The organism is Levilactobacillus paucivorans (genome assembly GCF_001437125.1).
Lineage (GTDB): Bacteria > Bacillota > Bacilli > Lactobacillales > Lactobacillaceae > Levilactobacillus > Levilactobacillus paucivorans.
Genome location: NZ_JQCA01000024.1, coordinates 62,272 through 86,562, shown reverse-complemented (window position 1 = coordinate 86,562; position 24,291 = coordinate 62,272). Strand labels below are relative to the sequence as shown.

18 protein-coding genes are annotated in these 24,291 nt (G+C 49.3%); 10 read left to right on the top strand and 8 right to left on the bottom strand.

Annotated features, from left to right (window positions below; genetic code table 11):
- The first annotated feature begins 93 nt into the window (after positions 1–93).
- From IV54_RS01860 to IV54_RS01845, 4 genes are all read left to right on the top strand, one after another.
- Complete coding sequence (locus IV54_RS01860) at positions 94–558, top strand: VOC family protein (protein WP_057877700.1); 465 nt, start codon at positions 94–96, stop codon at positions 556–558.
- Between the two features lie 855 nt (positions 559–1,413).
- Positions 1,414–8,160: an MBG domain-containing protein gene (locus IV54_RS01855; RefSeq protein WP_057877699.1), complete on the top strand. Its 6,747-nt coding sequence runs from the start codon at positions 1,414–1,416 to the stop codon at positions 8,158–8,160.
- A 56-nt stretch (positions 8,161–8,216) separates the two neighbouring features.
- The gene (locus IV54_RS01850; RefSeq protein ID WP_057877698.1) at positions 8,217–8,822 is read left to right on the top strand and encodes a DJ-1/PfpI family protein; all 606 of its coding nucleotides are present in this window, start codon (positions 8,217–8,219) and stop codon (positions 8,820–8,822) included.
- A gap of 104 nt (positions 8,823–8,926) precedes the next feature.
- Entirely contained in the window at positions 8,927–9,193 is a 267-nt protein-coding gene (locus IV54_RS01845; RefSeq protein ID WP_057877697.1) for a type II toxin-antitoxin system Phd/YefM family antitoxin, read from the top strand.
- 126 nt (positions 9,194–9,319) lie between these two features.
- Here the strand turns inward: IV54_RS01845 and IV54_RS01840 are convergent, their stop codons facing one another.
- Positions 9,320–9,964 carry a glutathione S-transferase family protein gene (locus IV54_RS01840; RefSeq protein WP_057877696.1) on the bottom strand — a complete coding sequence of 215 codons (645 nt, stop codon included), beginning with the start codon at positions 9,962–9,964 and terminating at the stop codon, positions 9,320–9,322.
- Positions 9,965–10,643: 679 nt separating this feature from the next.
- Between IV54_RS01840 and IV54_RS01835 the strand changes: the two genes are divergently transcribed.
- Positions 10,644–13,103, top strand: a complete 2,460-nt coding sequence (locus tag IV54_RS01835) for a phosphoketolase family protein (protein WP_057877695.1) — start codon at positions 10,644–10,646, stop codon at positions 13,101–13,103.
- A 78-nt stretch (positions 13,104–13,181) separates the two neighbouring features.
- On the opposite strand, the gene IV54_RS01830 is transcribed toward IV54_RS01835, so the two are convergent.
- A complete protein-coding gene (locus IV54_RS01830; protein WP_057877694.1) occupies positions 13,182–13,724 on the bottom strand; it encodes a TetR/AcrR family transcriptional regulator in 543 nt (180 codons plus the stop codon).
- A gap of 118 nt (positions 13,725–13,842) precedes the next feature.
- On the opposite strand from IV54_RS01830, the gene IV54_RS01825 reads away from it, so the two are divergent.
- From IV54_RS01825 to IV54_RS01820, 3 genes are all read left to right on the top strand, one after another.
- On the top strand, positions 13,843–14,850 hold the full coding sequence (locus tag IV54_RS01825; protein WP_057877693.1) for an NADP-dependent oxidoreductase: 1,008 nt from the start codon (positions 13,843–13,845) through the stop codon (positions 14,848–14,850).
- A gap of 153 nt (positions 14,851–15,003) precedes the next feature.
- Positions 15,004–15,165, top strand: coding sequence for a hypothetical protein (locus IV54_RS11665; RefSeq protein WP_157054328.1), 162 nt, complete (start codon positions 15,004–15,006; stop codon positions 15,163–15,165).
- A 210-nt stretch (positions 15,166–15,375) separates the two neighbouring features.
- Positions 15,376–16,392 (top strand): GGDEF domain-containing protein, encoded by a 1,017-nt coding sequence (locus IV54_RS01820; protein ID WP_057877692.1) that lies wholly within the window; start codon positions 15,376–15,378, stop codon positions 16,390–16,392.
- Between the two features lie 61 nt (positions 16,393–16,453).
- On the opposite strand, the gene IV54_RS12260 is transcribed toward IV54_RS01820, so the two are convergent.
- From IV54_RS12260 to IV54_RS01795, 6 genes are all read right to left on the bottom strand, one after another.
- Positions 16,454–16,771, bottom strand: coding sequence for an alpha/beta hydrolase fold domain-containing protein (locus tag IV54_RS12260; protein ID WP_083488471.1), 318 nt, complete (start codon positions 16,769–16,771; stop codon positions 16,454–16,456).
- A complete protein-coding gene (locus tag IV54_RS01815; protein ID WP_057877691.1) occupies positions 16,714–17,319 on the bottom strand; it encodes an alpha/beta hydrolase in 606 nt (201 codons plus the stop codon). Before IV54_RS01815 ends, IV54_RS12260 begins: the two co-directional genes overlap by 58 nt.
- A 174-nt stretch (positions 17,320–17,493) precedes the next feature.
- Entirely contained in the window at positions 17,494–18,954 is a 1,461-nt protein-coding gene (locus tag IV54_RS01810) for an Ig-like domain-containing protein (RefSeq protein ID WP_057877690.1), read from the bottom strand.
- Positions 18,955–18,973: 19 nt separating this feature from the next.
- The gene (locus IV54_RS01805; protein ID WP_157054327.1) at positions 18,974–20,005 is read right to left on the bottom strand and encodes a WxLIP family cell surface protein; all 1,032 of its coding nucleotides are present in this window, start codon (positions 20,003–20,005) and stop codon (positions 18,974–18,976) included.
- 37 nt (positions 20,006–20,042) lie between these two features.
- Entirely contained in the window at positions 20,043–20,768 is a 726-nt protein-coding gene (locus tag IV54_RS01800; protein ID WP_057877689.1) for a WxL domain-containing protein, read from the bottom strand.
- 570 nt (positions 20,769–21,338) lie between these two features.
- Positions 21,339–21,767, bottom strand: a complete 429-nt coding sequence (locus IV54_RS01795) for an Rrf2 family transcriptional regulator (RefSeq protein ID WP_057877688.1) — start codon at positions 21,765–21,767, stop codon at positions 21,339–21,341.
- A gap of 358 nt (positions 21,768–22,125) precedes the next feature.
- On the opposite strand from IV54_RS01795, the gene IV54_RS01790 reads away from it, so the two are divergent.
- The gene (locus IV54_RS01790) at positions 22,126–22,701 is read left to right on the top strand and encodes an NADPH-dependent F420 reductase (protein WP_057877687.1); all 576 of its coding nucleotides are present in this window, start codon (positions 22,126–22,128) and stop codon (positions 22,699–22,701) included.
- 243 nt (positions 22,702–22,944) lie between these two features.
- The gene (locus IV54_RS01785; RefSeq protein ID WP_057877686.1) at positions 22,945–24,243 is read left to right on the top strand and encodes an Ig-like domain-containing protein; all 1,299 of its coding nucleotides are present in this window, start codon (positions 22,945–22,947) and stop codon (positions 24,241–24,243) included.
- Positions 24,244–24,291 lie beyond the last annotated feature (48 nt).

The window sequence follows — 24,291 nt, the reverse complement described above, 5'->3', positions numbered from 1 at the left end:
TTTTAAATCGAGGCAAGAAATAATCTTGATTACCAACAACAGTTATTTTAGAACCGTAAAATTAAGCCCAATAAGGCTATCGAGGAGGCTATTATGAATAAAATTGTACCAAGTCTATGGTTTGCTGATAATAACTGTAACGAGGCTATTCATTATTACCTGAAGGTCTTTCCTAATTCGACGATCGACGAGGTTACTTACTATCCTGAAGCTAAGCTAGACAAGCATTTTGAGGGGATGGCGGGTAAGATTCTTAATGCGTCATTCCATCTGAATGGGCAGAAGTTCCTGGCGCTCGATGGCGGGCCAGCTTTCCGGATTAATGAAGCCATTTCTTTCACGATTGAATGTGCTGATCAGTCCGAGATCGACTATTACTGGGAGAAATTATCCCACGTCCCTGAAGCCGAACAGTGTGGCTGGGCTAAAGATAAATTCGGGATTTCTTGGCAAATCGTGCCAGCTAACATGGCCGAATTGACGCAGACACCCGCGCAGGTTCAGGCGATGATGCAGATGAAGAAGATTGATATTGCGGCGCTGGTGGCTGCTAAGTAAGATGTGAGCGATAAAGTTGATATGTGATCAAGGCTAGGGGCCCTTTCAAAGGAGCCCTAGCCTTTTTTTGATCTCATCCAGCACTAGACGTTTATACAGTGATTCGCACACTTAATGCATAAAGTTCATGTTACATATAATATAAGGCGTGACATTGAATAGATGTTAAGTGTAAATGTCTTGAATGTTTTGTCGGGTCAAATTATAATGTGGGTACCGTAAAGGCTGTCATATCAAGGCTAACAGGGAAAACGGACATTTTTAAAAAGCGCGGATATCCGCGTTCATGAATTCTTGTAATCCCATGTTCGACGGCTTTAGCTGGCTATGAAAGCAAATCATGAGGGGCAGGTTTGACTTAATTGATCCATAAAAGATTGTATAGTTAAGCTGATTTACCGATGATTTGGTGGGAAAACGGTAAAAAGGTTGGTGACTGACAGGGTCACTAATTAACAACTAAAATCATATTGTTAGAGAAAATCTGACGGGTGGCGATCGTGGGATCGCTTCTCCCAGATGACTTGACGTATTCTGGTTGAATTGGAGAGATCCTTTACGGGACGGTCAATCTGGATTCTGGGGGAAAATAATTTTAGCAGGCTCACGACCGTTACGACGGGTTTTCGATAAGTCGACGGTCAAATTGTGACATAGAGTGTGTGGGTCTACGGTCTAAATGTCAGGAGGCAGTTCATGTTTACATATGCTTTTAAAACCACGAACAACGTGTTCAGCCATCAGGCTTTTGGCGGATTTGGTTATCGCCGATCCGCACGACATTAATTGATAACTGAGCTTTGACAATGATGACACTCGGCCAAAGAGCCTGTGCCAATAAAAGGGGATCAGGTCTTGAGACAAAAAGCAGCAAATCAAACTATCAAGCAACCAATCGCGATGTATAAGGGCCATACGGGTTGGAAGGTGAAGACGCGAGTATTTGGAAGCCTGTTAATCAGTCTTTCCGCCGTAGCAATCGCGCAGAGTACGGGTGTCACCGAAGCGCATGCCGCGACACCAGAAACAGCGACGAGTTCAGTTCAGCAGAAACCGGCAGCCAGTCAGCCGGCGACACCGAAGCCAACCACAGTTTCGGCTACAGCAGATACCAAGCCAGTTACAGCGTCGATCGTGGCGGATGCCCAACCGGCCGCAAAGACGACACCAGTAGCTGAATCGGCAGCCGTTGATACTGCTGATAAGTCAGGGGACTATCCAGTTTTGTCACAGAATCAGAGTATTAATGTTGGGGCGGACACAACCCAGGTTGACTTGAGTGCGGATCAAATTGCCAACCACTTTACGGCGACCGTGGAAGATCGAGATGGGAGTGACAACGATTCTGATCCGAAGGACAACACCCATACCCAGACAATTGGGAGCGATGGCAGTGTGACGCTGACCACTATGGGTAGCCATGAGTATTATTCATCGGCAGGTCATTCAACCAACGTCACGGGTCATCAGGCAGCGCACGTTTCATTTGAACATGAAATTGATTTTAGTCATAACTTTTCGATGTCAGGGGCCTTAGGAGCTGGGAGTAATACCAGTAGTGGTGCCGATAGCGTGGGGTTTATTTTTGCGCCAGGTGATCCGGCTAAGGCTACTCAGGGTGGTTCCGGTGGTCAACTGGGTTTGAAAGGTTTGGATAACGCTTTTGGGTTCATCTTTGACGAATACTACAATAGCAATTTCAACGATCCGAGTAGCAGTCCTTACATTGGGTGGCGTTACACCGATGCTAGTGGTGACTTACAGTCGGCCAGCAGTTCTGACTGGGTCGCGGCCAGTAAGTTCGGATTGAGCCGAACGTCAACACCGGACAACTCATTTGTCATGAACTATGATGCAGGAACACAAATGTTAACCGTGGAATTAAATAACCGTCCTGATTTAACCCTATCACGTAAAATTACTGATATATCTACGGGTTATTCGCTGTCCGTATCGGCTTCGACTGGAGGCCAATTAAACGATTATTCTGCTAAAATTGATAAATTCAGTTATACACCCAAGACGATTCCATTGGCAGTAAATTTGGTGGATGAAGCGAAAGGCGAATCCGCCGCTGGATTAAACAATGTTAACGTGAATGCGATCGCAAACATTGGGGATACAATTTCCATTTTCTCCACCCAAGATGCGGCCAAGCGGGCAGTGGCAGCCGATCCAACCCTTGATCCATCCTTGATTGCCATCATTCCGAGCGATTCAGCGGGAAATGTTTACGTGATCGATGGTGGTCAAGTGGTTGCCAACAATAACGGCACGGTTCACACCATTGCGGATGCCAGCGGCAAGACCGTTGCCGATAGCACGTACTATAGCTATACCGTTCAAGATGGGGATGGTCAATCGATGACCGTTCCAGTCCGGTTGGCGTTCACGGCGAAGGTGACGCCAATCGATGCCACGACGAAACAGCCGATCGAGGGAGTTGCTCCCGTGACGGTGGTTGCCGTTGATGGAGAACCCGTGTTGGTTTCTTTCCCCGGGTATACACCGACACAGATGGTGATTGCCGCGCCAACTGATGGTCAGGCGGAGGCCGAGGCCAATTTACCGATTAACGTGGCGAAGACTGGAGATACCTCAACGACCACGACTGATGAGGCCAATCCGATTGGCCATTACTATACCGCGACAGGAACGACCGTTGATGGCCAGCCTGTCAGTGTGACTGTGAAAGTTGGGACTGGGGAATCGATTGCCGATGCCCTCAATGCCCAAGGACTGACAAACGGTGGCAAGGCCATTACGAGTGGTGGCAAGACCGGCATTGATAGTGCCGATTATACCTGGTCAACCGTGGGTAATGCTGCGGCAACCGATGCCACGGATGCTAATGCCGCCCAAGCTAGTGGGAGTGTTCTAGTTCCCACCCAAGCAACCTTAGCCTACTGGGATAACCAAGCCACGGTGAACCAAAACACGGCTGAGAGTTATCGCACGCGAGCGCAAAAATTATATGACGGTTTTGTCGGGTTGTCTGGATTGACCGATGCCCAAAAGGCCTCAGCGGATAAGCTTCTTGCGTCTGTCGTTGACATTTATACCCAAATATCCGATACCAACGCCAAGGCCAAGGCCTCCTTTGAGAGTGCCGAGGCGGAGACTGTTCCGGCGACGATTTACCAAGATGGACAGGATGGGTATGCCTCATTGGAAGCGGTCAAGAACTTATTGGTTTCCTTTGAAGGGGACCTCACGAATTTAACCACGACAAATAAGGATGCTCAAGATAGCTTGGCAACGTTTGACTCCTGGACCCAAACCTATGGGGATTCGCTTGGTTTTCCAAAGGTGACCTTTGGACCAGATTTTGGGGCGGTTGCGGATGACGCCTTAAAGGGACTCAACAATCCTGCTTATTATTACTATGTAGATGCTAGGAACCCAGATATTCAGGTGCAAACGCCGAAAAATGCTGGGAAGTATCTCTTTAATTTAACGGAACAGGGTCGGAAATATCTCAAGGGATTGAGTGGTAGCGCTAATGCGGGACTCTATGTATCGGCTATGTTGACAATTAATCCCCTAGCCACGACCGAGACCGTGAATGACGCCACGATGGTCTATGGTGGTGACAAGGGCCAATTGCCAACGTTTACTGGTAGTTTAGGTAACGCAGCGGCTGATCATACATTCAGTCAGACAGATTTTGAGGTGGTTGATAGTACTGGGGCTACTGTTTCAGTCAATAAACTGCAGGCAGGTGGCACCTATACTATTCGATACACCAAGGGTGCTCAGGATCAACTGTCGGCAGATGCAAACTACACTTTTGCACCATTCGGAACTGGCAAACTGATGGTGACACGACGGGCAATTACGGTGACAGCAAGCCCCAAAGTTAAGACTTATGGTGATAAAGATCCCCAACTGGACTTAACGACGGATTCGAGTCTCGGATTGGTCAACGGTGATCAGATTGCTGATCTAAAGGTGACTCTGAAACGAGTGGATGACGAAAATGCCGGGACCTACCAGATTAGCCTCGACCATGCCGATACAACTAATTACACTGTGACGGTCACTCCAGGAACGTTTACTATTGCCAAAAAGAATATTACGGTCCAAATCGGCAGTGATACCCGTACTTATGGCACGCCGGATCCCGATCTGACATTTAGTATTCCCACGACGGTAGATGGTCATGACAACGAGACAGCATCTGGAGAGACTTCAGATGCTTTAAAGGTGACTTTAACTCGTGCGGCTGATGAAGATCAGGAGGCCAGTGAAAACGTTGGCCAACACGCGATCACTGGAACAGGTGCGGATGATAGTAATTATCACGTGACCTTTGAAGATGGCGTAGATACCATTACGGCTGCTGATGCCAGTGTAACTGCGGACAACGTCACGATGGTCTATGGCGAGACACCAACGTTTTCGGCGAAGACGAACGTGGCTGGTCCAAAGATCGACGCGCTTAAACAGACTGATTTTGAAATCTATGATACGGTTGCCAAAAAAATTGTCACAGCGGATCAAGTTCAGGCCAAGGGTACCTATGACATTAGTTTGACGGCGGATGCACAAGTAAAGTTAGCTACAAATAATCCTAACTATCACTTCACGTCATTTAATAATGGCCAATTGACGGTGACACAACGTCCAGTGACGATGAATGTAACCAGTGCCGAGAAAACGTATGGCGATGATGATCCTACTTTGAGCTGGACCATTGATCCAACAACGACACTTGGAAATGGCGATCAAGCAGCCGATCTCGGAATAAAGCTTGCACGGAAAACTGGCGAGGACGTTGGGATGTACAAGATTGACCTTGATGGTCAATCTGGTCTGAATTCGAACTACCAAATTAAGGTTAACCCGGAGTTTCTCACCATTAATAAGAAAGCCATCACTGTAAAGATTAAGGATGACAACATTATTTTTGGTGCTCTAGCTCCTAAGCCAACGTTTAGTATTCTCACGGACAAAGGTTTGGTTGGCGAAGACACACCCGATAGTTTAGGTGTGACGTTGACCCCTGCCACTGAAACCAATGTTGGAAGCCATGACATCACGGGGACGGCCGATTCTAAGAACTATCAAGTGACCGTGGAAAAGGGAACGCTCACGATTTCTCAGGCTGATAGAGCCGTTTCAGTAGTCGCGGCTAAGATGGTTTATGGCGATGGCTATCCGACATTCACGGTTACGGCCGCTGTAGCAGGACCAAAACTTGATGGCTTGTCACAGGGTGATTTTGAAATTATTGATGAGGCGACTAAGAAGGCAGTGACGGCCGAAAAGGTTCAGGTCAATGGGCAGTATCGGATTCAACTGACGGCCGCAGCTCAGACGGCATTGGCCAAGGCCAATCCAAATTATCATTTCACGTCAATTGGACCAGCCAAGCTAATTGTGGATCCACGGCCAGTGACCGTAAATATTCAAAGTATCGATAAAACATACGGTGACAATGATCCCGCTTGGAATTGGACAATGGATCCAACAACTTTGGGTAATAGCGATAAGGCAACAGATTTGAGGATCACGCTCACCCGGAATAAAGGTGAAAATGTTGGCACGTATGCCATCATGATTGCTGATCAGGATGCTTTGAACAAAAACTATACAATCGCAGCTAACCTCGGCAACTTGAAGATTAACCAGCGACAAGTAACGGTACAGATTAACAAAGCCACAAAGATCTTTGGTGATAAGGATCCACAGCTGTCGTTCACCATTTTATCCGATGGAGGGGAATTACCACGAGGTGATGCAGCATCCAGTCTTGGTGTTAGTCTGACTCGTCAAGCTGGCGAAAATGTTGGTGATTATGATATTACGGGTACTGCTTTGAATGATAAGAATTACAAGGTGACTGTAGAAGGTAGCACCTTCAGTGTGACCCCAGCGTCTGGTAGTGTGACGATTAACGATGTCACTGCAACTTATGGTGATATGCCAGTCTTTAAGGGGACACTTAACGCTGGAGGGACGAGTAGTTTTGATGATCATCAGGGTTACTTTGAAGTTCTGAATCTTGCGAATAATCAAGTTGTTTCCGCCCACGATGTCCAGGCTGGTGGAAAGTATCGGATTCAGCTCACGGCTACCGCGCAAAAGACACTGAGTGACAACAATCCAAACTATACCTTCACCAATCCAAATTGGGCAACATTGACCGTCAACAAACGGCCAGTGACGATTCAAATTACCCCACAGGAAAAGTATGCGGGAGATCAGAATCCGGAGAATGCCATGACGGTTGTGCCAACGAGTAAGCCGTTAAAAACAGGCGATTTACTTGACCTGACCTATACGGAAGATCCGGAGCCAGCAGTCGGTGTGACGAAGATTGACGCCACGAGCGCCAATCCTAATTATGACGTGACGGTACTGCCTGGAACATTGACGGTTTTGGGTAAGGATGTTGCCAAAGATGGTACCGTTACGATTGTCGAAAAGGACCAGGAAAGCCACGTTATTAAGGTCACGAAGCAGTGGCCCGATGGGAAACAAACTGTTTATACGTTTGACCCCGATACGGGAATAAAAACGGTGACAGAATCGGACATCAAGAGTGGCCGGTCAGATATTCCACAAAAGATTGCGTCTTCTGAAACGAGCGCCACCTTGCCAGATGGGAATGGTGGGGCCACGGTCATCACCTTTAATGACACCGACATGCCTGACTTTACGCATTACGGACCCGATCCCGATCATGATGGCATCTCGAGTGAAGATGAATTGAAGGCTGGAACCAATCCCACATCCGCTGACACGGATGGAGATGGTGTGAGCGATGGCGATGAACTGAAGGCCGGAACTAATCCACTGAGTGCAGACACGGATGGAGATGGTGTAAGTGATGGTGACGAACTGAAAGCTGGGACCAATCCACTGAGTGCAGACACGGACGGGGATGGCGTCAGCGATGGTGATGAACTGAAGGCCGGGACTGATCCACTGTCTGCCGACACGGACGGCGATGGTGTGAGTGACGGTGACGAGCTGAAGGCCGGGACTGATCCACTGTCTGCGGATACAGATGGGGACGGTGTAAGTGATGGTGACGAGCTGAAGGCCGGGACTGATCCACTGTCTGCCGACACGGACGGCGACGGTGTGAGCGATGGTGATGAAGTGAAGGCTGGCACTGATCCCCTGAAAGCTGATACGGATGGCGATGGTGTAAGTGACGGAGAAGAAATCAAACTCGGCACAAATCCATTGAAAGCCGACACGGATGGCGACGGTGTAAGTGACGGAGAAGAAATCAAGCTTGGCACAAATCCATTGAAAGCTGACACAGATGGTGACGGCTTAAGCGATGGCGAAGAACTGAAGAACCACACCAATCCATTGAAGCCTGATACGGACGGCGATGGGATCAACGATAGCGACGAGATTCGTCACCACACGAATCCATTAAGAGCCGAGTCTCGGCAGACCCACAGCATGAAACAACCAGGGCATACGGTGATGCGTCATGCTAAACAATGGCAGTCCATTCAGGCTAGCCGCAAGCAGATGACCTTGCCGCAAACGAGTCAAAAGGATGAGAGTTTCCTAGCTATTCTTGGCGCAATTCTGTTGTCGGGGTTACTGTTGCCATTTACTTACAAACGTCATTAAACCTCGATTGAATTGGGGAAACCGCGTATAATCACATCTAACTGGAGGTGTTATTTATGAAGCGTTCCCTAGTCATGTTGTACCCGGGATTCTGTAACTTTGAAATCTCGGCGTTAACCGAAATTCTAGCTTTTCAAGAGGGCGACTGGTCGCTAACGACGGTTGGAGCCGATCGCCAGCTCTATGAAGGGGAGGATCACCTGCAAGTCATGGCCCAAAAGGATTTCACCGAGGTAAACCCGTTGGATTATGATCTGCTGATCCTGCCGGGCATCGACAACTACCATATTCCCCTAGAGGATCCACGCAACGCAGCCTTTCTGGCCCAGCTGAATGTGTCGACCAAACGGCCGATCATTGCGGCCATGTCGTCTTCGCCAGTTCTCTTGGCTAAGGCCGGGTTGTTGGATCACACGAAATTCACTGGTGGCCTGTTTGAAGAGACCTATGAGCTGAACTCATTTATTCCTAAGGAAAATTTGATTCGCGAACCGGTGGTTTCCGATAACGGGATCATCACCTCCAGTTTTCAATTTTTCCGGGAATTTGCGATTGTGGCGGCACGCGCTTGTGGCATCAAGGTGCAAGATAGTGCTTTTGAACCCGCTCGGACAGACCGGCCTTATACGGCGGAAGAGTTGACGTTTCACTTACCGAAATGAATAATGCTTAAAAAGTCCTGACCAAAAAGTTGGCCAGGACTTTATTATTGCAAAGCATGACGGTCGCTGTACGATAGTGGGAGTTAGCTGAGAGGAGAGACGCTATGGATACGTACACACCTGCCAAGGCTCGCAAGAATCTTTACAGGTTACTCAAGGATGCTAATCGTCAAAAAAGGCCGATTACGATTGAATCGGCGAGTGATGATAAAACTGAAGCAGTTGTCCTTGTTAGCAAAAGTGATTGGGACTCTATCCAAGAGACAATTGACCTAGGGAATGTTGGCGTAATGGCTAAGGTTCGTGAGCGAGAGGCTAAAGAAGATCATGGCTACGCGGATGTCGATCATATTGATTGGGATTCTCTATAATTTGCCCAGACAGTCATCTGGGTGATGAAATAAATAAGATTGTTAAAATATATTCGGCATGGCGTCACTATGAGTAGACCCCTCTAATCGTTGTTATATGTTGAGGACTGATCGCAAATACTGCGGTTAGTCCTTTTTAGCTTCCAGCGAGTGTGGTCGGCCTTCCTGTTGCAGGACCCGCTGGACGGCTGGCCGCTCACGCATGGTAGCATCGAAGGCCTTCAGCCAAGGAAAATCATCGAAGGAATAGTTCAGGCGTTGCATCCAATTAGTCATCACGAATAGGTAAGGATCGGCAACAGAGAATTCCCAGCCGAGCAGGTAAGGACCGCGATCCGCCAGAACTTTTTCAACGTAGGCCAGACGCGGTTTTACCCGTGTCCAGACCTGAGCCTTGGTTTCAGGCGTGTTGGGCAGCCAGTTGCCATAGCGCGCCGGAGAGATGAAATTCTTGTGGAGTTCGGTGGCAATGTAGTTTAGCCAGACCCGTTGTTCCCAGTATTCCGCCGTATTGTACGGTGGAAGCGGGGATGGCGTGGCCAACGTGCCAATGACTTCTAAGATGACGGCACACTCCGTTAGCAGGGGGCGGTCATCGATCTGTAGAGCTGGCACGTAGGATTTTGGATTCAACTGATTGTAGTTGCCTTGCGACCAGGTCTTTTCGTCTAAATCCACCTTTTCCAAATGATAGGGCAATCCGAGTTCCTCTAACAAGATATGAGGCGCCAGCGAACTCGCACCCGGGGCGTAAAATAGCGTTATTTTCATGAGTGAACACACTCCTTTACTGTCGTGGGTCAAGTATAGCGGGGGTCTCCGGATTCTCCTAAACAAGTCATCTTGGTTAGGACGATGACTCGCCAAAATCGAGGTGGCTAAGTCAGTTGGATATTAGTGTTGGTTGGCTGAAATTTTGCGAAACCAAGACATTTGTTTTTGAATGTCTTGGCATTTACCGTCTAGCGTAACTAGCAATGCCGCTAAGCACCACTCGAAGCCTTCGCTTCCGCACCTGACCCTAATCTATGAAAGGTTGATGACGGCAAGGCAAACTACTGCGAGAACCGGCTCGCTTCTGGTATACTGTGCACAAGTTGGTTGTTAATAATCGGTTAGTGGTCTTGGGTGTCGGTGACGACATTCAGGACTGTCAAGTCGGGAATCTAACGGCCAACTGACGGGTTAGCTTCCGAGTCAGGTTGAGGGCAATTGAAGTCCTACGCGATTCTTCCATTTCAATTACATCAATTTTAGTGGGGATGAAAGACGCGCCAGACGGCGGTTAAAACCGGCTGAAATCCAACTATTTCATAATTGGATCGTATCAATTTTCAAAAAGGTTGACTTTTTGAAAAATATTGGTATCATTAAGAACATAAATTGACCTCTAATAACTCGGGTTAATTCTAGTAGAAGTTTGTGACCAAGACGAAGGAGTGTAAAATTCATGACAGTAGATTACGATTCCAAGTCATACTTGGAAAAAGTTGACGCCTGGTGGCGTGCTACCACGTACCTCTCCGGTGGAATGATTTTTCTGAAGGACAACCCACTGTTCTCAGTAACCAATACACCTATCAAAAAAGAAGACGTTAAGGTTAAGCCTATCGGGCACTGGGGTACCATTTCAGGACAAACCTTCCTGTATGCCCACGCCAACCGTTTAATCAACAAGTACGGCTTGAACATGTTCTATATCGGTGGTCCCGGTCATGGTGGCCAAGTTATGGTTACGAACTCATACTTGGATGGCACCTACACGGATGCTTACCCTGAAATTACTCAGGACCTCGAAGGTATGGCTCGTCTTTACAAGCGGTTCTCATTCCCTGGTGGAATTGGTTCCCACATGACGGCCCAAACGCCAGGTTCCCTTCACGAAGGTGGAGAACTCGGTTACTCACTTTCCCACGCAACTGGTGCTGTCTTAGACAACCCAGACGAAATTGCCTTCACTGTTGTTGGTGATGGGGAAGTTGAAACTGGTCCTGCAATGACTGCATGGAACTCAATCAAGTTCTTGAACCCTAAGAACGATGGTGCCGTATTACCAATCTTGGACGTTAACGGCTTCAAGATTTCTAACCCAACCATCTTCTCACGGATGAGCGATGACAAGATTGCCAAGTTCTTCGAAGGCTTGGGCTGGTCACCTCGTTTCCTCGAAAACGACGACATCCATGACTACATGACTTACCATGAAAAAGCTGCTGCTTTATTCGATAAGGCAATTGCTGATATCCAACAAATCCAAAAAGACGCCCGCGAAAACGGCAAGTATGAAGATGGGACTATCCCAGCTTGGCCAGTTGTTATCGCTCGCTTACCAAAGGGTTGGGGTGGTCCTAAGCACAACCCAGCCGGCGAACCAATCGAAAACTCTTTCCGTGCTCACCAAGTTCCACTTGGCTTGAGCCAAAACAACTTCGATGAACTGCCAGAGTTCGAAGAATGGATGAACTCATACAAGCCAGCCGAATTATTCAACGCTGACGGTACTTTGAAGGCAGAAGTCGCTGACTTTGCACCTAAGGGTGACAAGCGGATGGCTGCTAACCCAGTTGCTAACGGTGGTCGCGCTCGTGGCGAAAAGCCAGAAACGTTAGACTTACCTAACTGGAAAGACTACGCTAACGACATCAACGATTCTAACCGTGGAACGAACTTGCCAGATGGCAACCGGAACATGGATATGAACGTTCTGTCAACCTTCTTTGCTGGTGTTGCCACGAAGAACCCTTCATCATTCCGGATCTTCGGACCTGATGAAACCATGTCTAACCGTCTTTGGGAAATGTTCAAGATTACGAACCGTCAATGGATGAGTAAGGTCGAAGAACCAAATGACCAATACGAAGCTCCAGAAGGCCGTATCTTGGATGCCCAATTATCAGAACACCAAGCTGAAGGTTGGCTTGAAGGTTACACCTTAACTGGTCGTACCGGTGTGTTCACGTCATACGAATCCTTCTTACGAGTTGTTGATTCAATGACCACGCAACACTTCAAGTGGATTCGTCAAGCCGCTGCAGAACCATGGCGGAATGACTACCCATCATTGAACTTAATCTCAACTTCAACGGTGTTCCAACAAGACCACAACGGTTACACCCACCAAGATCCTGGTATGTTGACTCACTTGGCTGAAAAGAAGTCTGACTTTATCCGTCAGTACCTTCCAGCCGATGGGAACACGTTATTGGCTGTCTTTGACCGGGCATTTACTGACCGTCAAAAGCTTAACCACATCGTGGCTTCTAAGCAACCTCGTCAACAATGGTTCTCAGTAGACGAAGCAGAAGAATTAGCTACTGAAGGTATCAAGGCAATCGACTGGGCTTCCACTGTTGCTGAAGGTGAAGATGCAGATATCGTCTTTGCTTCCGCTGGTGTTGAACCAACCATCGAAACCTTGGCTACTGTTGACTTGATCAACGAAGCCTTCCCAGCTGTTAAGATGCGTTACGTCAACGTTGTTGAATTACAACGTCTGCAAAAGAAGAACGGCCCTCTGAACGCAGAACGTGCCTTGTCTGATGACAAGTTCACTTCACTGTTCGGCGAATCCGGCACCCCAGTTGTCTTTGGGTTCCATGGGTACGAAGACTTAATCGAATCCGTATTCTACGAACGTCAACACTTAGGCTTACATGTTCACGGTTACCGTGAAGATGGGGATATCACGACTGCTTACGACATGCGTGTATACTCCGAATTAGACCGTTTCCACCAAGCCAAGGATGCTGTTAACACCTTGATCGCCAAGGGCGTTATTGACGAAGCTGCCGGTAAGGCCTTCGACAAGAAGATGGATGACATCTTAGCTAAGCATTTCAAGGTTACCCGTGACGAAGGTCGCGATATTGAAGAATTTACGAAGTGGCAATGGACGCCATTAAAGAAGTAATTCTCTTTAATTAAAATGTAATCACAAAAAGGCCCCGCTCAGCAATGAGTGGGGCCTTTTTTGGTGATCAGTGTTGGCTCAAAGACCATTCTCAATGAGAGACCAGATCAATTCGAAACGTTGTTGATAATCCGGTGTCTTCCAGGTGTCTCTGAAGGCCGGCAATGTAAACACGGTGAAGGTTGCCAGAATAGTCTCGGCACGGGCGTAATGAGGATCGTGATAGCCCATGATTCGGTCGATCTCACGGTAAGCCTTGGTGAGAACTTGCCGCAAGACCTGCGGGTGGTTGTCGACGTAACGGGTGTTGAGCGCAAACATCTGCGGATTGGAAGTGGCGGCCTGCTTCTTGGCGGAGACAAAGGCCCACAGCCAGTCGTGAAGTTGGTCCTTCTGTGGTTGCTGGGGTGCCACTTGAATCTGACTGAGAATGTCGCGGTTGAACCACGCGGTGGCGACGGCGGCCCAGAGGTCTTGTTTATTCTTGAAATGCTTGTAAAGGGCGGCGTGGGTCATCCCCAGTTGTTGGGCGATCTCGGACAGCGTGACTTTGGCGTGTCCGGTCTGCATGATGAGGTGTTCGGCGGCGATGAGGATGCGTTCACGGGTCGTTTGTGGCATGGTGGGGACTCCTTCCTGATTTAGATTTAAGTCTAGTGTACCACATTAGGTTACTTTTGTTGACTTTTGTAACTTGAGGCGGTAGAATAAATTTAAAATATTAAAAGGATGGTGTCCCATGCAAGCAGCCCAATTACGCGCCTACCATAAAGATTTCAAACTCCAGGTTCACGATGTACCAATGCCAACTGTTGGTGCCAATGACGTTCTCGTCAAGGTTAAAGTCGCCGCCGTCAATCCGGTGGATGGCCTGATTGGTACGGGGAGTGTCAAATTGATTCAGGATTACGCTAAGCCTGTCACACTGGGCAATGAGTTCTCCGGGGTCATCAGTGCTGTTGGGTCGGCTGTGACCGCCTTTAAGGTTGGCCAACGGGTTTATGCCCGGCTGCCACTGGCTAAGATTGGGGCGTTTGCCGAGTACGTGGCTATCGACCAGAACGCTTTGGCCGTGATGCCAGACGGTTTAGACTTCGCCCATGGGGCTGCGGTTCCCTTGACGGGGCTCACCGCTTATCAAGCCCTTCACGACGTCTTAGACGCCCATGCTGGGGAATCGGTTATGATTCCCGGGGGATCGGGTTCCTTTGGTCAGATGGCGATTCCATTGGCTAAGGCGATGGGATTAACCGTTGCGGTCAGCGGAAATGCTCGCGGACGGGAAGCGGCCCTCGAATTGGGTGCGGACCAGTACTTCGATTACCGGCAGGAAAACTACTGGGAAACCTTGGGTAAGGTGGATTACGTGATTGATACAATCGGACCTAAGGAACTGGACCACGAGTTGGCCGTTCTCAAGCCGGGTGGCCGGTTACTTTCACTGGTCATGGGGCCTAACCGGCAATTCGCGGTTGACCATCAGTTGTCAGCGTTCAAACGGTTGTTATTTACCTTTGCCGGTCTCCGTTTAGACCGTCAAACCAAGAAAATTGGGGCCTCTTACCGCTTTATCTTCGTGCAAAGCTCTGGCGAGCAACTTAAGGCAGTTTCTAAGGTCGTTGCTGACAAGCAACTGTCCCCAGCCATTGACCCCACTGAATTCACTTTAGCGGAGATTAACCAGGCCCTAGATTTGGTTTTACATGGGCACTCTAAAGGGAAAGTCCTGATCCGCTTTGCAGATTAGTCCCAATTAATGTTGTGCTTTGATATGAATTGTGTAAATGTTAGGTAAACGTTGATATAACAGCATTTGTAAGCCATTTTGGTTTATTCCGTCCGCCTCATCTGTTAAAGTTGGACCAATAATTAAAAGACAGATTGTGGGAGGGCGAGCAGCATGCAACGACACAGGCTATTGGGAACAGTATTTATTGGGATCGGGATCGTGACGATGGTCGGTGGGTTCTTTTTATCCGATACGACCGCCTCGGTGACGGCATTAGCAGGGTTCTGTCTGGTGGTGTTTAGCCAGAACCTGGGGGGCGTACAGCCCAAGTAAGGAAAAGAGCGGGCGAGTACCTCAAAGATCAGCATGGTTAACCTGCTAACCCAATATTCCCATCAGAATATTCACAGCTCACAACACTTACCCCATTCTGGTTATGGTTTTCTTCTTGCAGAGCGCTTATATTACTATATAAGTGCGCCTTATTGGCGGACGATCCGGCTGAAATGACCGGATTATTCTAAAAGAAGAAGGGTTTTAGCAATGACATGGTCCCACTGGCAGGTTCCACCTTTCGTCACGGGCGTATTCTTTATCCTTGGGGTGTTGACACTCTATTGGGTTACGTATAACTGGCTAGTCTCCTGGGTCCATCAGCGACGCCTTAAGATAGCCGATGACGTCGTGTTCTGTGCTTACTTCCTAAATATTCGCGTTTCTTATTACTACTTTATCCCGATTAGCTTAATTTACATGCTCTTTAATGGTTCGCTTGGCTATTGGCAGTCCTGGGCCCATGCGATTACCCTGATGACGTTCTTCTGGGTTCTCAATGAGACCCGAATCAAATGCCACACAAAACGCGATTCAATTCTGTTGTACTTGCTGGTCACCATCCCCTTTGGCGGGTTACTGTGGTTCTGGATGAAGCTGAAGTTTAATTTCTCCTGGATCGTCTTTGGTCAGGAATGGATCTACCTCCTGATCTTTGAAGTGCTCCTGTACCTCTACGTCACGATGCTAGCACACGATAGCGAACTCAAGGTTCGGTTGGCGCGCTTTGCCAGCCACGATGCGCTAACTCAGACCGAGAACTTTGCGGCGTATACCGATGCCATGGATGACTACTTCCACCGCAGCAGATCGGACAATCAGCCGTTGTCGATGATGATGTTTGATATCGATCACTTTAAGCAATTCAATGATACCTACGGCCATTCTGTAGGTGACCTGGTCTTGCGCGAGGTGGCGTCAACCGTGCAGACGGTGCTCGATGCCAATCCCTTACCAGCAACCTTTTACCGGACCGGGGGTGAGGAGTTTAACGTGCTCTTCCCGGGGACCGAGGTCGGTGATGTGAAGCCAGTGGTCGACGAAATTTTCGAAGCCATCAATCACCTCGAGATTCAATCTGGCGAGCATAAGTTCAATGTGACCATTTCGGTTGGGGTCTCGGCAGTGGTCAGAGATGACCAATCACCGATGGACTTCTACAATCGGGTGGACCGCAACTTGTATCACTCCAAGCGACACGGACGGATGCGGATTACCGTGGCCTAGCAAAATAAATTAATCTAGCAAGAAGGCGTCAATTCCAATGAACGGAATTGACGCCTTTTGATTAGCCTAAGTTAAGTTGTCGAATATGATGAACCATTGCTAGAAATGAGGCGTGACCCTCACCAGTTTCGCCAACCGTAAACCCATGGAGGGAGTTCAGATAGCGATGCATGGTGACCGTGACATTAGCCGCGATGAGGTGCTGACCAAAACTTTCGGCTTCATCGGCTAAGGTATCGTGATCGGCGGTGTGAATGACCGTCGGTGGGAAACCGATTAGCGCCTCACGCTTAGCCAGAACCGGCGATACGTAGGGGTTACCTAGCGGAACATTGGCCCGATAGAAACGGTTAAAACGCTTGGCGACTTCGGCGGGAATGACGGCCCCTCGGGGTAAGACTTGTCATCGGGATCGGTGTCCAAATCCAATGCCGGGTAGTCCAGAATAGCTAGCGTAGCCACGGGTTGTTGCCGTGACAGTGCCCGCATTTGCGTGCCGATCACCAGGTTACCGCCAGCACTGTGACCGATGAGTACCAACTGTTGCTGGGGGTCTTCACAGTAGTCTTGATAGTTGGCCTGGACGTGTTGCACGAATTGGTCACAGGCGTCTAAGGCTGCGGGGAAGGGGTGTTCCGGCGCTAAGGGGTAGTCAAAGTCGAGCACCGTATAATCGGTGGCATTGCCGATGCGTTTACAGAAATAAGTGTCATTGTCGTTGTGCAGGTGGACGAAGCCACTCCCGTGAAAGTCAATAATAAGTCCCTTGGCGGGGACGTAGTTGGGCTCGTGAATGATGACGGTCGATTGATTCTGGTGGCTATCCGTAAAGACTTCTTTCCGGACGCGTTCCGATTGCCAGTGTTCGGGACTGATGACCCGTGTCTTCTTAGCGTGGTCAGTCCGTTCCTGTTCAGCTTCGTTCATGTGATAACCTTCTTTGGAGGGGAAATGGGTGCCCTCAGTTTTCTAGAATCCTGTTTACAGAGATTAGAATAGCACTGATGGCCCGAAAAGAGGGATTTATTTGGTAGAATTAGGCAAAAGAAAACCAGGAGCATGTCCATGACAGGCGTGCTCCTGGTTTTTTTAGGTGACCACTTAGCTTGGCGCGACCGTTAACGTCCAGGTCACGGTACTCTCGTAATTACCGGCACTCGCCAGGGGACTAGGTCCCATATCGAGTTGGCTATTGCTGACATCCCAGTCTTGACCATCGTAGTCGCTGGAGGTGTAGATTGACGTGGCCTGGTCGTTGTCCGGAATCGTGATATCTAACCGGTTGTTCGGATCATAGAGGTCCAGGCTAGTGGATCCCAGTTGACCACCGTTGCTTCCAACAAAGCCAAATGGCTGGAGGGCGGCGGTAAGTGTCCAAGATCCGCCGGTATCGCGACTATCCATGACCGATAGGGAACCGTTGCTATTTCCATCATAGGCCGGGCCATCGGCCAAAGCATCGAGGTTGTTGAGCGTGAGTCCTTGACTAAGATCGAGGAGATCAATATCACCAAAGTTGAAGTCGGGCACGGCAGTTAAAGAGATCAAGCCACTCTTTTCGACACTCAGTCGCGCGGAGTTCGTGGTGATGGTCTTTGTACTACCATTGACCGTGTAGTTTAACACGGCGTAGTAGGACGTCCCATCATCGCCGGCCTGGGTGGGATTATTAATGGTGTAGCTGGTATCGGTCGTATTCAGTGCGGTACTCTGGCCGTCCTCTACGCGATACCAATTATTGACTGTAACCCCGTCCGGTAAGTCCTTGAGACTAAATGTTGCCGCCTTGCCCTCGACTGTCGTGACATCTTGAAGGGCCCCAATGGCAATCTTGACGCTATCACTGTGGCCGTTAGCTTCCCCGGTAATCGTGACGGTGCCGTGGTCATGCGCGGTGCCATCGGTTTTACTAGAGACACTGGTTGCCGTGACGTCGCCGTACTCATCAACCGTGGCCAGGCTTGGATCACTACTGGTCCAAGTGACCTGGTCGGTGGAATTACTTGGCGTCAGGGCCGCGTGGACCAAGGTCGTATCGCTGTTATTCAGGTAAGTCTTGTCAGCTGTGACCTTGATGGCCGTGGCAGGTACCCGGCTGGGTTCGACTTCGACGGCTGCAATCCGTGACCACTCGTTGTAGAAGAGCCCAATTCCGGTAAAGTCATACTCGACTTGGAAGAGCAGTTCGGTTGGCTGGGTGACGTTAGGGGCGGTGAAGGTGTAGGTTGTGCTATTTGACCCAACCGTCGTATACGTGTCACCGTCATCTGTCGATTCCCACCAAACGTACTTCCGACTCCCAAAGGGGTTGGTGGCCGCTTCCAAAATGTTCCGCGTTCCTTTAGCGGCTAGCGTCACACTGTGACCAGAGATCTGATTGGAATCCAAAGGTTGTTGGGTGAAGCCACCGGCTAAGTTGATACCCATAATTGACACGGGAGATGACGTTGGTGTTTGTGGGGCGGAAGATGCCGCTCGGGCGGGAACCCAGAGACTCAGAGACCCAATAAAAACGATCAGGCCCAGTAGCCCCATTTTTAGTAATCGTTTCCAATTACGCATCGTCCAACACCTCCCGAAGTTACGAACGAGAACGTCGCTTGCCTAACCAGTAAGCACCGAAGATTAACAAAGCTAGTAAGAGTGCCAGGAGAAGCCAGAACCACCAGTCAACGCTGTGTTCGGGGCGAATGATGGTGTTGTGTTCATGGGCTTCCTTCTTAGTTAAGGAGAAGGAATGGCTGAAGTTCCAGACCCGCTTGCCACTGGTCAGGTGAAGATTGAGTGTGTACCGACCAGCTGCAAGGGGTTTGTTTCCCAGCGGTACCCCATAGTTGAACCAACTATTAGGTGCCATAGACCCATTCTTCAAGTCCTGACGTGCCACCTGTTTTCCCGTCTGAGCACTGGTAATTCGTGCGGTTCCCTGCAAGTCCCCGAAGAGTGCCGGGGTGAGGTTACGAATCTGTGCCTGGACCATAGGGTTCGTGTCGGGATTGGCGATGGCGACTTTTCCTAGCTTCAGCATCGTGGTTAGACGTTGGTTTGGGTGGCACCACAGTGCAACTGCGGTAACCACGGCATAGCGGTTATGCAGGCGGAAGCTGGAGGAGCCACCGTTCTTGATTGCGGCGGCACTCGCTTGCGGGTCCGTCACAAAGAGACCACCCAAGACCTCACCTTGGAAACCGTTGGTGGGAATGGTGGTTTTAAAGGTCACGGTTTTCCCCTGATGAGGGGCGAGCGTGACAGTCACGGCACCTGAAGTCATCTTGGTAAAGGTCGTTTGCGCCGAACGGTCGGTCCGATTGGATGGCACGTAAACGGCGTTGCCCGAGTCAGCAGTCGTAGCGTTAATGGGGATGACCCGTAACGTTTTCTGCGTATTACCGGGGTTAGTGACGGCCAATTTCAAATTCTGAGTCGTTCCAGGCATCACCTTTAAATCAAAATATCCCGCTTTGGTGGTGAGTTGGTTCTTGGGTAGCAGTGGGGTCGCAAATAAGTTCGTGGGTGGCGTCTGCGCGGCTTTACCCAACGCAGGGACACCTACGAAGCTCCCAGCCACCACAGCTAAGACCAGGAGGCACCAGTTAAACCATTTTAATTTCATAGTCAGCCCCACCTTCATCGACAGCTAGGCGTCTATCTTATTGGGCTGGCGTCGTGGCTGCTGGGGCATTCTGTAATGCCCAGTACAGCGTGGCGTTGTAGGTCCCAGCGGAGACGTCTGGTTGTTTTGAAATCGTTAATTTGCTAGAAGCCGCAGTAGTAGCGCTGTTGCTACCTTCACCGGATTTTGCGGCAGCGTTCCATAAAGTCTTAGGACTGCTGATCCAGTCATTCGTCACGGTGGATTGTGGCAGTGTGACGCTCATAGGTGCGGCGGTGGCGGTGTTGTCCAAAGTCCCCGCCGTTTCGTCGAGCGTCAGTTGCGCATTGGTGATGCTGTTGGTTCCCGAAGTGAAAGGACTCATGCCAACGGTTAGAGACCAGCCGTCATGGTCGCCTCGGTAGTCGGTAACGTTCAATGCACCTGCGTTATTGCCATCGTAAGCAGTGCCCCCAGTTGGGGTACCTGTCGAGATGGGGATGTTGGTATCCGCAGACGAAATGTCTTTGACGCCAACACTTCCAAAGACGATGTTAGGCACCTGATTCAAACTCAGAGGTCCGGGTGTAACGGTAAATTCGGCGTTGGACGTCGCCTCGGCACCTCCCGTGCTGTCTGCCACATAACCACTAGAAACGTTCGTCAGGTTGCTGGTAGAAGTCCCAGGACCCGAGGCGAGCGCAACTAAAGGGGTGAGGGCTAAGGCGAGCATTGTAATCGCAACGCTACTCCCGACACCACTCACTAATTTCATGACACGCATGGTATTTACCTCCAATCTATACGAAAAAATAACTGCAGTGACAACTTCTTTAGGTCTGGATTCGGACCCATTCTCTTGGCGGCAACCTTATCCTAGCAGGGGTCAGGCTAAGCAAGTATCAAAAGGGTGTGCTTAAGAAATTCCGTATACTAACTGGTAAAAGTTGGATTGTTCAACAATTAAATGGATGTGGGGAGACATGATGGCCGCCTGCGGCTGCCAGGGATTCCGCCTGCTGTGGGGACGCTTCAGCCTGGGGACCGGGCTTCTCGCTCGATTTGAAGCCTCGCCAGAAGCACGAGTCTTCAAAGTCGCCCAGAATGTAAGGCCGAGAAAATCACTCGGTCTAACATTCTCACCACGGCTGGCTCCATCCCTGGCCTCCTCCGGCTAAGATGGGTGGTTGCCATCACTTTAGTTGAAAGTTGCTTATACTAAGTTTTCCCATAGCAGGAGTTCCTCAGCTTCACTGCCGAGGCCAGAGTGGCCCGTTTATTTTCTCCTGTGTCGTAGTTGAAATTTGCCAAAAAAAGAAGCGCCGACAATTGTCAGCACTTCGGGTGGGACGTTCTATTCTGCTAGGCGTTGCATGAGGGTGACGTCGTTGAGGACGTCCTGAAGAGAAATCTTGGCCATCTTGGCTTCGGCGGCTGCCTGGATTTCTTGATAGTAGTGAGTGAGAACCGGTGGAACGGTCTGGCCCACGGGACAATTCTTTGAGGTATGGGAGTCGACATTTAGGAGTGGCGCTTGGTTGGGAAGCGTTGCGTAAATGTCGCGCAGGGTGATGGTCGCTGGGTCATGGGCCAACGCCAGCTGGGTGGGACCGTGAGTTGGAGCCAACAAGCCGTGGTGCTTCAGGTTGGCCATGATTTTGCGAATGAGGCTCGGGGATGTCTCGAGACTGCTGGCAATCTCTTGGCTGGTCATCTTCTTCCCTTCGAAGTAGGCGACGTAGACCAAGACGTGAATGGTATCGCTGAACTGGGTGTTCGCCATGAGCGACCTCCTTTTTTAGTGAGTTAAATCGTGTCAAATAACTAACGGACACGTTGGATGTGCGTTAATTATTCATTTCTGTATCATATTCTATAACAGTTTTGACCAAATGTCAGGTAAAAAGATGATTTATTTTTAATTCTTTAGATTGATCTTTAAATGACTAATATTTTCTAAATAGTGTTCTTGGGCAACCATCAAGACCTAAATGCTGAGGATAGGGCATTTACAAGTAGGCTTTCAAAAAGATCGACAAAGCGAATACAAAAGGATTGACTTTAAATCTAAAATGATTTATTCTCTAAAGTGTACTTAAAAATAATACAAAAAATAAAAAACAAATCAGGGGGTATGCATTATGGCAGCAATTACGATTTTTGGTAAAGGTAACATGGGTTCAGCAATCGGTGACGTTTTCAAACAAGGTGGCAATCAGGTCGCTTTCATCGACTCCAAGGATCCCGTTGAGAACTTAGGTGACATCGTGGTCTTGGCCGTTCCTTACAACGCCGCATTGAGTATTGCTAAGGCTAACAAGGATGCTTTAGCCGGTAAGGTCGTTGTCGACATTTCCAACCCTCTGAACTTTGAAACTTGGGACAGTCTAGAAGTTTCTGCTGACAGTTCAGCTGCCGCTCAATTGGCTGGCTTATTGCCAGATTCAAAGGTTATCAAGGCCTTCAACACGACCTTCGCCGGCACCTTAATGAGCCGCAAGGTTAGCGACAAGGAACAAACGACGGTGATGGCTGCCGGGGATGACGACGCGGCTAAGCAACAATTGGCAGACGCCTTGACTGACAGTGGTGTGGCCTTCGTGAACGCCGGTTCATTGAAGCGGGCTCGTGAACTCGAAAGCTTTGGTTTCTTACAAATGACCTTGGCTGCCAGCGAACAAATTGGCTGGACCGGTGGCTTCGCTGTTTTAAAATAGCCGTGGACTTGACTAGGGCAACACGACTGAGAATTGAATAGAAACCAATAAAAACGTGAGATCGTTAAGGTCTCACGTTTTTTCTTTGGACTAGTCCAGGCGATTAACAAAAGCCTCTCAGGTTGGAAACGTATGCCAACAAGACTTACTAATCGGCCGTATGAATAACACCTCGCGTATAAAGGTGCTAAGTTTGGGGCGTTCGGCAGGGTCAATGAGAAGTTGAAAGAGGAGGTTTGCAAAATGAGAGGTAATTTAAAGAAGATTGGCTTGTTAATTGCCTCTGGACTGGCAGCGTTTGCTTTCTTAGGAGGCGCAACGGCTCAGGCTAAGGCTAAGGAAATTAGGGCCAGTGGCGTTTCGGCTGCCGATGCCAAAATTGTCCATTATCCGGATAAAACGGTGTATTCACACACGGCGGAATTGCCGCTGGACGAAGGCTACCGAGTGGAATACAAGTGGTCCGTCAGCAATGATATTCGAATTAATAGTGGCGACTATATGTACTTTTACTTTCCGGCTAATGTTCGGATAACGCGCACACGTTCGTTTGCAATGGGGTCAAATATTGGGATCGGAACAGTCGGGGAAATCTTCGTTACTAAGGACTCGCTGACTGGGCGAGTGGTCTTCAACAATTACTTTTCTTCGCAAGGCATTAGCAAGAAAGGGTTTATCAACGTTGAAGCCTATGGCACGCACGATGAGCAAGAGGGCACTCAACCCCCTGTTACTGAGCCTGGACCAGAAGAACCTGGGACTGAGGAACCTTATCCTGAGGAGCCTGGAACCGAAGAACCAGGTGTCGAGGAACCTTATCCCGAAGAGCCTGGAACCGAAGAACCAGGTATCGAGGAACCTTATCCTGAGGAACCCGGAACTGAAGAACCAGGGGTTGAAGAACCTTATCCTGAAGAACCAGGAACTGAAGAACCTGGGGTTGAAGAACCAGGTGAAGAACCTTATCCAGAGAAACCTGGGGTTGAAGAACCAGGCGAAGAGCCTTATCCTGAGAAACCTGGAATCGAAGAACCGGGCGAAGAACCTTACCCTGAAGAACCTGGAACCGAAGAACCAGGCGAAGAACCTTACCCTGAAGTTCCTGGCGTCGAGGAACCCCACCCAGAATATCCACATCCAGAATACCCAGGTGAAGAACCTTACCCTGAAACTCCTGGGGTTGAAGAACCTGGGCACCCCGAAGTTCCTGGCGTTGAGGAACCCGGGACTCAAATTCCGGAAACACCACAGCATCCTAGTGTCACGACACCTAGCCACCCAAGTGTCACGACACCTAGCCACCCAAGTGTCACCACACCGGTTCACAATGGTGGACAATCGGCAACACCAGTGACTAGTTCTGCGACGAGCCAATCTGGGAGCGCTAGCACAATGCGTCCAAGCTTGATGACAAAGTCTAGCACAACCTTGCCACAGACTGGTGAACGCCACACGGCCACCGAATTCCGTTTGGTCGGGTTAGTTTTGTTGGCGGGTAGCTTGCTTGCGGGAGTTGTGGGTTTACGCGTTCGGAAACACTAATTTTCTTGGTTTTTAACTGCTAACGTTTGATCAAAAGGCACCACATCA